Source organism: Streptomyces sp. KR55, from assembly GCF_052245645.1.
Taxonomy (GTDB): Bacteria; Actinomycetota; Actinomycetes; order Streptomycetales; family Streptomycetaceae; genus Streptomyces; species Streptomyces flavusporus.
In genome coordinates, this window is the sequence record NZ_JBQQCE010000329.1 from 1 (window position 1) to 11,264 (window position 11,264).

General features: G+C 69.6%; 10 protein-coding genes and 2 pseudogenes. 8 read left to right on the forward strand and 4 right to left on the reverse strand.

Translation table 11 applies throughout. From position 1 onward, the window contains the following. Window positions 1-227, forward strand: a pseudogene (locus ACTWQJ_RS35820) (GTP 3',8-cyclase MoaA); the annotation flags it as partial. A gap of 28 nt (window positions 228-255) precedes the next feature. Here ACTWQJ_RS35820 and ACTWQJ_RS35825 read toward each other — a convergent pair. After that, window positions 256-1,137, reverse strand: coding sequence for a helix-turn-helix domain-containing protein (locus ACTWQJ_RS35825; RefSeq protein WP_443310634.1), 882 nt, complete (start codon window positions 1,135-1,137; stop codon window positions 256-258). Window positions 1,138-1,419: 282 nt separating this feature from the next. On the opposite strand from ACTWQJ_RS35825, the gene ACTWQJ_RS35830 reads away from it, so the two are divergent. Beyond that, window positions 1,420-2,676, forward strand: coding sequence for an MFS transporter (locus ACTWQJ_RS35830; RefSeq protein WP_443310635.1), 1,257 nt, complete (start codon window positions 1,420-1,422; stop codon window positions 2,674-2,676). 106 nt (window positions 2,677-2,782) lie between these two features. Here ACTWQJ_RS35830 and ACTWQJ_RS35835 read toward each other — a convergent pair. Next, window positions 2,783-3,624, reverse strand: a pseudogene (locus ACTWQJ_RS35835) (IS5 family transposase). Window positions 3,625-4,032: 408 nt separating this feature from the next. Further along, entirely contained in the window at window positions 4,033-4,917 is an 885-nt protein-coding gene (locus ACTWQJ_RS35840; protein WP_443310636.1) for a fructosamine kinase family protein, read from the reverse strand. A 241-nt stretch (window positions 4,918-5,158) separates the two neighbouring features. Here ACTWQJ_RS35840 and ACTWQJ_RS35845 point away from each other — a divergent pair, with 241 nt between their 5' ends. After that, on the forward strand, window positions 5,159-5,791 hold the full coding sequence (locus ACTWQJ_RS35845; RefSeq protein ID WP_443310637.1) for a helix-turn-helix domain-containing protein: 633 nt from the start codon (window positions 5,159-5,161) through the stop codon (window positions 5,789-5,791). After that, a complete protein-coding gene (locus ACTWQJ_RS35850; protein WP_443310643.1) occupies window positions 5,788-6,447 on the forward strand; it encodes a transposase in 660 nt (219 codons plus the stop codon). Before ACTWQJ_RS35845 ends, ACTWQJ_RS35850 begins: the two co-directional genes overlap by 4 nt. Window positions 6,448-6,472: 25 nt before the next feature. Here ACTWQJ_RS35850 and ACTWQJ_RS35855 read toward each other — a convergent pair whose 3' ends face one another. Then, window positions 6,473-6,940, reverse strand: coding sequence for a hypothetical protein (locus ACTWQJ_RS35855; RefSeq protein ID WP_443310638.1), 468 nt, complete (start codon window positions 6,938-6,940; stop codon window positions 6,473-6,475). A gap of 273 nt (window positions 6,941-7,213) precedes the next feature. Here ACTWQJ_RS35855 and ACTWQJ_RS35860 point away from each other — a divergent pair, with 273 nt between their 5' ends. From ACTWQJ_RS35860 to ACTWQJ_RS35875, 4 genes are all read left to right on the forward strand, one after another. Continuing rightward, the gene (locus ACTWQJ_RS35860) at window positions 7,214-8,413 is read left to right on the forward strand and encodes a CaiB/BaiF CoA transferase family protein (protein WP_443310639.1); all 1,200 of its coding nucleotides are present in this window, start codon (window positions 7,214-7,216) and stop codon (window positions 8,411-8,413) included. A gap of 161 nt (window positions 8,414-8,574) precedes the next feature. Next, complete coding sequence (locus ACTWQJ_RS35865) at window positions 8,575-9,099, forward strand: (2Fe-2S)-binding protein (protein ID WP_443310640.1); 525 nt, start codon at window positions 8,575-8,577, stop codon at window positions 9,097-9,099. An 11-nt stretch (window positions 9,100-9,110) separates the two neighbouring features. Then, window positions 9,111-10,112, forward strand: a complete 1,002-nt coding sequence (locus ACTWQJ_RS35870; RefSeq protein ID WP_443310641.1) for an FAD binding domain-containing protein — start codon at window positions 9,111-9,113, stop codon at window positions 10,110-10,112. Then, window positions 10,109-11,264: xanthine dehydrogenase family protein molybdopterin-binding subunit (locus ACTWQJ_RS35875; RefSeq protein ID WP_443310642.1), on the forward strand; the 1,156-nt coding region annotated here is incomplete at its 3' end. The genes ACTWQJ_RS35870 and ACTWQJ_RS35875, both read left to right, overlap by 4 nt.

An 11,264-nucleotide genomic window follows, 5' to 3' on the forward strand; every position in this document is an offset into this window, starting at 1 on the left:
TCTGCGCGGCCTGCGACCGCACCCGCCTCACGGCCGACGGCCAGATACGCACCTGCCTGTTCGCCCGCGAGGAGACCGACCTGCGCGCCGCCCTGCGCTCCGGCGCCCCCGACGAGGAGATCGCCCGTATCTGGCGCCTGGCGATGTGGGGCAAGAAGGCGGGCGCGGGCCTGGACGACCCGACGTTCATCCAGCCGGACCGCCCCATGTCGGCGATCGGCGGCTAGTCAGCGGTTTCGTCTACGGCGGTCGCCGTCAGGTGAGGGAGGGGGAGGCGGCCAGGTTCTGGTCGGCGGCCCAGGAGGCGAGGATGCGCAGCCGTTCGTGGGTGGGGGAGCCGGGTGCGGCGGTCCAGACGGTCAGGTGCTGGTCGGGGTCGGTGTTGGCGGTGAGGGTGTCCCAGTCCAGCACGAGTTCGCCGACGACCGGATGGTCGAGGGTCTTCGTGCCCACGGTGCGGGAGGCGACGCGGTGATCGCCCCACCACCGGGCGAACTGCTCGTCGCGCATGGACAGTTCACCGACCAGCTCGATCAGGCGGGGGTCCTCGGGATACTTGGCGGCCTCCATGCGCAGCTGGGCCACGGCGGTCTGCGCCGAGGTCTTCCAGTCGGCGTACAGGGTGCGCATCGCCGGATCCGTGAAGATGATCCGAGGGTAGTTGCGGTGCTTTTCCGGGATGCGGGAGAAATCGGTGACCAGGGCGGCGGCCAGCGCGTTCCAGGCCAGGATGTCCCCGCGTCGGCCCTGCACGATGGCCGGGGTGGCGGTGAGGTCGTCCAGGACCCGCTGCAGTTGCGGCTGGACCTGCTGCCGGCCGCGGCGCCCGCGTGCGGTGGTGGTCTTGCCCGCGAGCTGGAAGAGATAGGCCCGCTCGTCGTCGTCCAGATGGAGCACTCGGGCGAGGACATCCAGCACGGCCGCGGATGCCTGCATACGGCCCTGCTCGAGGCGGGTGTAGTAGTCGGTGCTGATGCTGGCGAGCTGGGCGACTTCCTCGCGGCGCAGCCCGGCCACCCGGCGGGTCCTGCCGGCGTCGGGCAGTCCGACGGTGCGCGGGCTCAGCTCGCCACGGCGCTTCTTGAGGAATTCTCCCAGCTCGTTGAGGGGAACGTTGCCGGTCATGCTGCCCAGCATGACACCGATCCCACCCGGGAAAGGGGGAGAATTTACTCCCAGGATGTTTCCCTCCCCGGACGGATTTCTCCGCTTTTCGCGCCTGCCCTCGGGTGTCAGGGTCAATGACCGGGTCTGCTGCTCACTCCCTGAAGGCGGCGCCCGCCAGAGGGGGAGAAGATCCTCCCTTCTTCAACCGTTCGATCCGTGGAACCGTGATGGACGTGGCCACCGTCCGCTCCGACGGCCTCGCCATCTCCCACTCTGATCTGCCCCCTTTCCGCTCAAGGAGAGACCACACGTATGCCTTCCGCATCCGGAACCACCCCCGGCAAGCTGCCCTTCGTCGTGTGGGTGCTCGCCGCCGGCACGTTCCTGATGGGGACCACCGAGTTCGTCATCGCCGGCCTGCTGCCGGAGCTGGCCGGCGACCTCGGCGTCAGTGTCTCCCACGCCGGCCTGCTGATCACCGCCTTCGCCATCGGCATGATCGTCGGCGGGCCGACCATGGCCATGGCCACTCTGCGCATGCCACAGCGCCAGACGCTGATCCTGGCCCTCGCCGTCTTCAGCCTCGGCCACGTCGTCGGGGTCCTCAGTACCTCCTTCACGATCGTCCTCGTCGCCCGCGTCGTGACTGCCCTGGCCACCGGAGCGTTCTGGGCCGTCGGATTTGTCGTCGCCACTGCCGCCACAGGCCCGCACAACTCCACCCGCGCCATCGGCGTCATGATGGGCGGCCTGACCCTGGCCAACGTCGTCGGCGTCCCGATCGGCTCCTTCGCCGGCCAGTTCACCGGCTGGCGTGGCCCCTTCTGGGCCCTGGCCGTCCTCTCCGCGCTCGCCGCCGCATTCATCGGCCGCTTCATCCCCGCAAGCGAGCAGCGCGCCGAGGTGTCCCTCCGGGCCGAGGTCGGCGCCCTGCGACAGGGCCGGCTGTGGCTGGCGCTCACCGCCGCGATGCTGATCATGGGCGGCGTGCTGGCGACCTACACCTACATCACCCCGCTGCTCACCGACCGTGCCGGCATCCCGGAGGGAGCCGTCCCGGTGGTCCTGATCGCCTTCGGGGTCGGTGCCCTGGGCGGTAACACCATCGGGGGCCGCCTGGGCGACCGCTGCCCGATGAGCACCACCCTCACCGCCGCCGTGGCCACCGCCCTGGTGTTGCTCCTGCTGATCCCGCTGTCCATCAACCCTGTCACGGCCACCGCCCTCGTCTTCCTGATGGCCCTGACCGGATTCACCGTCAACCCAGTCGTCACCTCGCTCGCCGTCCGCTTCGCCGGCGACGCCCCCACCCTCACCTCCGCGCTGACCACCTCCGCCTACAACACCGGCATCGCAGCCGGCTCGGCGATCGCCGGCATAGCCCTGGAGTCCCCCCTCGGCCTGACAGGCCCGCCCCTGGTCGGCACCGTCGCCGCCGCCCTCACCCTCCTCCCGCTGATCGCCCTTGCCGTCAGCGGCACGCCGCACAGGACGCGGATCGTGGCCCAGCGCACCGCTCCCGCCCAGGTGCGGCGCGACGAACCCGCAGAGATGCAGCCACGGCACTGACCTCGCTCGCTGACAGCGTCTTAGTAGGGTCGGGGACTGGAAACGGGGCATCTTCCACCGCGCCAGTCCCCGACCCTACTTAGAGGTCGCGCGGATAGGCCGCTGCTCATGGTCGGCGTTGGGGGCGTGTATCCCAGCGGTGGGTGGTCCATGCCCGTCGGATCAGGCTACGTACGATGATGACGGTGTCGGCGAGGTCGAAGAAGGCTTCGATGACGCTGGTCCGGCGTTCGTAGCAGCGGGCCAGCCGGTGGAAGGCGTTCTGCCAGGCGTGGGTGCGTTCGACATGCCACCGCTGGATGGCCTGGACGGTGCCTTGGTCCCCTTGTGCGCGATCCGGCCGCGCAGGCCCCGCTCGTCGAGCAGGGTGCGGGACTTGGCCGAGTCGTAGCCGGCATCGAGGTGGACAGTGATCTCGTCAGGCAGTGGCCCAAGTACGTTCAAAAGGTCGAGGGTTGGGGCCAGGAGTGGCGAGTCGTGACAGTTGGCGCCAGCCAGGACACGACCGAGCGGGATGCCGTAGGCGTCGGTCATGCCCGAGCGCTTCATGCCGAGCTTGCCCCGGTCGACCGGTGAGCGTCCGGCCGCTTGGCCGCCGCCGGGGGCCTTGGTGATGGCGCCGTCCACGGCGATCTGGTCAAGGACGAGGCCGACGATGCGGTCGTAGGCGTCGAGCGCGATCTCCTTCAGACGGGCGAACAGGCCCAGGCCTATCCACTGGTCGCGGCGGTTGCGGATGGTCGTGGCCGAGCAGGTGGAATCCGCGATCGCCTCGTAGGAGCACCCGAACCGGAGGACCTGCAGCAGCTTGTCGAAGACGATCCGGTCGCCGATCCGGCGCCGGTGGCAGCCCAGCGGATGGGCCGGATCGTACTCCGGCCGCCGCGGCAGCAGGGCGGCGAATTGGTCCCACAGCGGTTCCGTCAGCCATGATGGCAGCGCAGGCACAGGTCTCCCCGATGATCACAGAGCGTCGCAACTCCATGATCACGGAACTTGTGTCTGCCTCCCCCTGACGCTGCACCCCATCACTACACGTCGCGGACCGCTAGCAGTTCGACCGCTGCCCCAGACGATTCCAGCAGTGGTGCAGCGGCAGAACGCCGGGGGGCCGCGCGGTAGGCAGCGAGATCCTCGCTGTCGGGAAAGATTATGAGGTGGGCCTCGACCTGATCGTCCGGAGTGCGCAGTCGTCGCTCAAGACGTCCTCCATACTCGGCAAGGAGTGGCAAAACGGCGCTTTCATAAGCGTCGAAGGCGCCCAGGCCTCCTTCAGGTAGCCGCGCGAGCATCAAGTATGTGACGGCCATGGCTCCCTCCACAGCGGTCCGAAGGCAGTGATCTTCTGAGCTGAGCTCAGGGCCGCTGCCGGAACGGGGCGAGCGTGGCGCGCACGAGGTCGGCGGCGCCCCAGTCGGGGTCGAACTGGGCGATCACGGCCAGGTGCTGGCGTAGCTGGAGGATCGGCATCCGTTCGCGCCAGTCGCGGTCGAGCCCGGTCAGCTCGGCGTACAGCTCGAAGAACACATGCGCCTCGGGCGGCGGCGCCGTCGTCCATAGGTGGGCCAGGTCGACCTCGGCCCACGTGTACGACACGGCCGGGTCGATCAGCGCGGGCCGCCCGTCGGGAGTGGCCATGACGTTCAGCGCCCACAGGTCGCCGTGCGTCAGGCACGCAGGCCTGACCGGCAGCAGCTCGGGCAGCCGGTCGCACAGCCGCTCCAGCGCCGCCCGGTCCGCGGCGTCGAGCGCCTCCTGGACGCGACGCTCGCCGAGCCAGCGCAGCAGACGGTGCTGGGCGAAGAACTCGAACCCGTCGTCATCCCAGGTGTTGACCTGCCGACGACGGCCCAGCCAGTTGTCCCGGTGCCACCCGAATCGGGGGTACCGCGTGGTGGTGTGCAGGTGGGCGAGCGCATGCGCGAGCTGCTCCCAGAAGGCCTCGGTGCCCGGCCGGGGCTGCAGCACGGACAGCACGAGCAGGTCGCGGTCCGCGAGGATGATCTCGGGCGTGGCGACGCCGCCCGCCTCGCGCAGCACGGTGAGCCCTTCGACCTCCGCGGCGAAGGCGTCGTCCGACGGCGGCTCGCCGAACGCCTTGACGAACACCGACGTGCCGTCACCGCGGCGCGCGAGCCCCGCGGTCGCGGCGAGGCCTCCAGTGGCTGGCTCGATCGCGACGACGTCGGTCAGGTCGGCCGCGTGCAGGCGTTCGAGCAGGAAGGACGTCGCGTCTGTCACGGGTGTGCTCCTCTCTGCTGGTCACGCATCATGCCATCAGAGCCGAGCCCGCAACGGCTCACTCATTGAGCCTAGTTGGACCGCGCGCCCTCGACGCCGCCCTGTCGACCGCCTATCCGCGCGACCTCTTAGGTCCATGTGCCGAGTTCGATTCGGGCTGGGGTCGGGTCCCAGTCCCGTACTGCGTCGCTAGTGCTGGATTCCGCTTTCGGTGGGTATATAGCTGCTGGTAGCGGGGTGGATGCGGGTGCTCGGGGGCGGGTGCTGGGCGATGGTGCTGCGGGCACGGCCGGGCCGTGACGAGGGCGAGCAGGCGGTGGTCCACCGCCTGGCGTCGGCCAGAAAGGCGCCGAAGGTTGTGGTGGAGCGGTGCCGGATGGTGGAGTTGAGCTGGGACGGGTGGCTAGTCCCGCAGATCGCCAACGAGCTGAGGTGCAGTCAGAAGACGGTGCGCCGCTGGCTGCACCGCTTCAACCGCTCCGGGCTGGATGGCCTGGAGGATCTGGGCGGGCAGGGCCGCAAGCGCAGGATCACCGAGGCCGAACGTTCCCGGATCATTGGCCTGGTCAAGCAGACCCCGCCCGGCCGGCTCGAGGTCCAGCCGTCGAATGAGATGTGGGCGCCGGATGAGACGGGGCCGGCGGAGTGGACCCTGGACGCATTGGCCGCCGCCGCTCAGGAGCTGGGCATCCAGGTGGGCCGTTCCCAGGTGCGCAGGATCTTGCTGGCCGAGGGAGTGCGCTGGCGCCGAACCCGATCCTGGGCCCGGTCGAAGGACCCCGGCTTCGAGGGAAAAGGACGCGGATCATCGACCTCTACACCAGCCCGCCCGACGGTGCGACCGTGGTCTGCGCCGACGAACTCGGCCCGGTGATCCCACGCACCTTCCCGCCGGCACCGGGCTGGTCGCCGGACGGACACCGCATCAAGAACGAGATCGACTACTCCCGCGGCCCGGAGAAGACCTGGGTCTACGGAGCCCTGCGCCCCCGGGACGGGCAGGAGATCACCATGACCGCCCCGTCCCGCAACAGCGCCTACTACCAGCAGTTCCTCCAGCTGGTCGAGGACGCCAACCCGCACGGGGACATCTACGTAATCACCGACAACCTCTCCTCCCACAACAGCGTGTCCACCCGCACCTGGCTGGAGGACCACCCCGCATCACACACGCGTTCATCCCGGTCGGCGCATGCTGGCTCAACCTGCAGGAAGGCTGGTGGCGACTGTTTCGCAAGACCGCTCTCGCCGGGCGCTCCTTCGGCGATCGCGACCACATCACCCACGCGACCCGCGCCGCCACCGACCAGCTCAACGCCCGCGCCCGACCCTGGATCTGGGGCAGACCCGCACCACCCACCAGACGCTTACGCCGCCGATATGTGTACATCCTTTGAGGAACGCAGCACTAGCGTTGGCGATCAGCCACGATCACACGCAGTGAAGGGTTCGGCCACACGGCAAGAGGTAAGGCGTTCTCGCCGGCTTCGCAGGCAGGTGGCATCGACGACGAAGCCGACGAGAGTCTGAGATCCGGACGCGCCGGTGCAAGTGGTCAGACGCCGGAAGGCCGATCGTTCACGAGCGCGGTGACGGTCTCGTGGAACTCCTTGAGAACACCATGGAATCCGGTCCTGCCCCACAGCGCCAGACCCAGAACGGCGACGCCTACGGCCGTCATGTGTACGGCCCCCGGGAGGTCTCGGCCCGACAGCGCACGCATCGCGGACTGGTCTCCGCGGGCCCAGGCCCGCGTTGCCTCGGCAACGGCGAACTCGTAGTGGGGCGGGGCCGCGGCGGCGACTTCGTCGGCATGCCGCACCAGGTCGCCCGGTTTCCACTGCCGGCCGGTCAGCTCCATGATGCTGACGGTGGAGCGCAGCAGACCACTCAGGACGGCGTACACCTCTGTCCGGCTGCCCGCGTCCAGACCGGCCAGCGCCTCCTGAACCGCGATGGCGTCGTGGTCCGTGTAGCCCCGGACGACGTCCAGCGCGCGGTCGGGAGGTCTTGTGCGCTGCATCGCTCATGCGGCTCACCCTATGGTCGCCCGGACGGGCGGGAATCGGTCTCTCGGCGCAACGCGCCTCGGAAGAAAGCACTAAGACCAACGGCCACTCCTCCGCAAGCACCGCGTGAAGAACACCCATTCCGCGCCGCCGCTGCCGGGCGCGCGCTGGAGGCCGTGCGCGGGGCGGCGCGAAGCCGGCGTGCGTACGGCAGAGCGTGACGCGGTGCTACGCGTGAGCGGTGCGGGTAATACGGTCGGGGCACACTCGCTCCTGGAGGCCGCCGTATGACCGAGCACCCCGCAGACCCACCGCTGTCCGGCATCACCGTCGTCAGCGTCGAGCAGGCGGTGGCCGCCCCCTTCGCCACCCGTCAGCTCGCCGACCTCGGCGCCCGGGTGATCAAGGTGGAGCGCCCGGGCGGCGGTGACTTCGCCCGCCGGTACGACACCACCGTGCACGGCGAGTCCAGCTATTTCGTATGGCTCAACCGCTCCAAGGAGTCCCTCTCCCTCGACCTGAAGTCGGACCGGGGGAGGCGGGTGCTGGACCAACTCCTCGGCGGGGCGGATGTGTTCGTGCAGAACCTCGCGCCCGGCGCGGCCGCCAGGGCGGGCCTGGGCACGGAGGCCCTCGCCGAGCGCTTTCCGTCGCTGATCCCGTGCTCCATCACCGGCTACGGCTCCACCGGACCCTGGGCCGACCGCAAGGCGTACGACCTGCTCATGCAGTGCCAGACGGGCCTGGTGTCGCTGACCGGCAACGAGCACGGATCCGCTCGGGCGGGGATCTCGGTCGCCGACATCGCCGCCGGGATGTACGCCTACTCGGGCATCCTCACCGCCTTGTTCACCCGCGCGACCACAGGTGTGGCACGGGCCGTGGAGGTCTCCCTGTTCGAGGCGCTGGCCGAGTGGATGGGCCAGCCCGCCTACTACACCCGGCACGGTGGCACCCAGCCCCCACGCCTCGGCACCCAGCACGCCACGATCGCCCCGTACGGCACCTACACCGCAGCCGACGGCAAGGAGGTCCTGTTCTCCATCCAGAACGAACGCGAATGGGCCGCCCTCTGCGAGCAGTTCCTCAGGCGACCCGACCTCGTCGACGACCCTCGCTTCGCCACCGGCTCCGCACGGGTGGCCCACCGCACCGAACTGAACGCGATCGTGGCCGAACGCTTCCGGGAGTCCGGCAGCGGCGAAGTGAGGAAACTGCTGGACGAGGCGGGCATCGCCAACTCCGAAGTCAACGATGTCGAGGAGTTCCTGGCGCACCCCGTGCTCAGCGCCCGGGACCGCTGGCGGGACATCCCGATCCCCGGCGGAACCCGAGTGCCGGCCCTGCTGCCGCCGGTCGATCTCGCTGGTACGGCACCGCGCATGGACGCCGTACCGGCAGCGGGCGAGCACACCGACCGGATCCTGGCCGAACTGGGCTACACCGCGGCGGACATCGACGCGCTGCGCGCCGACCACGTGATCTGACCCCCCCCCGCACCTGGAACGCCGTTCGCGCCTTCACCCGGAAGCGGACCACGGTCACCCCTCACGGGATTCCGGCCCACCGTCGGTCAGAGCGGAACCCTACGGTTGCAGCACATATCTGCCCGTATGAGGATGAAAAGGTCTCTTCCTGGAGGTGACCCATGTCTGTACGCGGTCAGGCCCGCACCGAACGTGGGCAAATCCTTGAGGAGCGAGGTCCCGGCCCGGTCGGGGTCAGGCTGTCGGTCAACGGTGTCCAGCACTCCCTGGAGATCGAGCCACGTGTCAGCCTGCTCGACGCGCTGCGCGAACATCTGCACCTGACCGGTGCGAAGAAGGGCTGCGACCAGGGCACGTGCGGCGCCTGCACGGTGTGGGTGGACGGCAATCGTGTGCTGTCCTGCCTCACGCTCGCCATGACCTGCGAGGGACGTGAGGTGACCACCGTCGAGGGACTGGCGGAGGGCGATGAACTGCACGCCATGCAAAAGGCGTTCATCGCCGAGGACGCCTTCCAGTGCGGCTACTGCACTCCGGGCCAGATCATGTCGGCCGTGGCGCTGCTCAAGGAGGGCCATGCGGGCGACGACGTCGAGATCAAGGAGTGGATGAGCGGCAACATCTGCCGCTGCGCCGCCTACCCCCACATACGGGCCGCGATCCGCGCTGTCCGCGACGGAGCCTAGGGAGCCTTGCCGTGCGGCCGATCACCTACTCGCGAGCCACCGACACCGCGACGGCGATCGCCGCGGTCAGCGCCGATCCCACCAGCGACTTCCTGGCCGGCGGCACCACCGAGATCGATCTGCTCCGCCAGAACGTCCTGCATTCACGGCGGCTCGTCGACATCAACGACCTTCCCCTGACGCGCATCGAAGCCACCCCGGAGGGTGGCCTGCGCATCGGATCCCTGGCCCGGATGAGCGAGGTCGCCGCCGCGCCCACCGTGCGCGAGCGCTTCCCCGTGATCTGCCAGGCCCTGGAGCTCGGCGCCTCCGCACAGCTGCGGCACATGGCGTCCATGGGCGGAAACCTCCTGCAACGAGTGCGGTGCTCCTACTACCGGGACGCGGAGTCGCCCTGCAACAAACGTGAGCCCGGCACCGGCTGCTCGGCCATCGAGGGGTTCAACCGCGGTCACGCGATCCTGGGCACCAGCGAGCACTGCATCGCCACCCACCCCTCGGACGTGGCCGTGGCGCTGATGTCCCTCGACGCACGGGTGCACACGCTGGGCCCCGGCGGCGAACGCACCTATGCGTTCGACGACTTCTTCCTCCTGCCCGGCGACTCACCGCACCGCGAGCATCCGATGGAGCACGGCGAGCTGATCACCGACATCGAGGTGCCCGCGACACCCGTGGCGCGCCACTCGCTCTACCTGAAGGTCCGGGACCGCGAGAGTTACGAGTTCGCGCTCGCCTCGGTGGCCGCCGCGGTGTCCGTCGTGGACGGCATCGTCGCGGACGTGCGGGTGGCCCTCGGAGGTGTGGCCACCAAGCCGTGGCGGGCCCGCCGGGTGGAGGACTTCCTGATCGGGGCCGCCGCGGTACGGGACAACTTCGCGCTGGCGGCCCGCGCCGAACTGGCCGAAGCCCGGCCGACCCCCATGAACGCCTTCAAGGTCGAACTCGCGCAGCGCACCATCGTACGCGCCCTCGAAACCCTCACCGCCGACGGAAGCGGGAGCCCGGAATGACGACCGCACCGGCAATCGGACAGCCCCTCGACCGCGTCGACGGCCGCCCCAAGGTCACCGGCAGCGCCCGCTACTCCGCCGAGATCCCGATCCCCGGCATGGCCTACGCCTGTGTGGTCGGCTCCCGCATCGCCAGTGGGCGCGTCACCGACATCGACGCGAGCGCCGCCCAGGCGGAGGAGGGCGTGCTCGCCGTCCTGACCCACCGGAACCTGCCGAGGATCGCGGAGCAGCCGCCGCTGATTCCCTCCCTGGCAGGCACCGCCGCCCCCGGGCAGACCTTTTTCCCGATGCAGGACGACACCGTCCACTACGCGGGTCAGCACATCGCGATCGTCGTCGCCGACACCTGGGAGCGGGCCCAGCACGCGGCGAGCGAGCTGCGCGTGTCCTACGCGGAAACACCCCCGGTCGTCACCCTGGAGCAGGGCCGCGACCAGGCATACATACCCGAGCACATCTTCGGCGGCTGGCTGCCGGGCCGCATCCAGCGCGGAGACATCGATGCGGGTCTCGCGGCGGCGGATGTGCGGGTGGAGGCGACGTTCACGTACGCGGCGAACAACCACAACCCGATCGAGCCGTCGGGCACCACGGCCGAGTGGGACGGCGACGAGCTGGTGCTGCACGACACCACCCAGGGCGTCAACGCCACCCAGATCACCGTCGCCCGGCTGCTCGGTATGCCACTGTCCAAGATCAGGGTGATCGGGCACTATGTCGGCGGCAGTTTCGGCTCCAAGGCCATGATCCACCATCACGCGGCGCTGGCCGCGCTGGCCGCCCGGCACGTGGGCAGGCCGGTCAAGCTCGTGCTGACCCGCGAGCAGATGTTCACCTCGGTCGGGCACCGCGAGGAGCAGGAGCAGCACATCGTCCTCGGTGCGACGCGCGACGGCCTGCTGACCGCCATCCGGCATCACAAGCTGTCCCCGACCTCGCACTTCGACGACTGGGCCGAACCCTCGATCGGCGTGTCGTCGGAGATCTACGCGTGCCCGAACTTCGACGGCGTCTACCGGATCTTCCGGGCCAACACGATGACCCCCACGTTCATGCGGGCGCCCGGAGAAGCGAGCGGCATGCTCGCGCTCGAGGTCGCGATGGACGAACTGGCGCATGAACTCGGTCTGGACCCGCTCGAGCTCCGGC

Excerpts from the sequence above, each read along its gene's own strand:
- ACTWQJ_RS35825 (WP_443310634.1), bottom strand. The coding sequence starts at position 1,137 with ATGCTGGGCAGCATGACCGGCAACGTTCCCCTCAACGAGCTGGGAGAA.
- ACTWQJ_RS35830 (WP_443310635.1), top strand. The coding sequence starts at position 1,420 with ATGCCTTCCGCATCCGGAACCACCCCCGGCAAGCTGCCCTTCGTCGTG.
- ACTWQJ_RS35845 (WP_443310637.1), top strand. The coding sequence starts at position 5,159 with ATGCGGGTGCTCGGGGGCGGGTGCTGGGCGATGGTGCTGCGGGCACGG.
- ACTWQJ_RS35855 (WP_443310638.1), bottom strand. The coding sequence starts at position 6,940 with ATGCAGCGCACAAGACCTCCCGACCGCGCGCTGGACGTCGTCCGGGGC.
- ACTWQJ_RS35860 (WP_443310639.1), top strand. The coding sequence starts at position 7,214 with ATGACCGAGCACCCCGCAGACCCACCGCTGTCCGGCATCACCGTCGTC.
- ACTWQJ_RS35865 (WP_443310640.1), top strand. The coding sequence starts at position 8,575 with ATGTCTGTACGCGGTCAGGCCCGCACCGAACGTGGGCAAATCCTTGAG.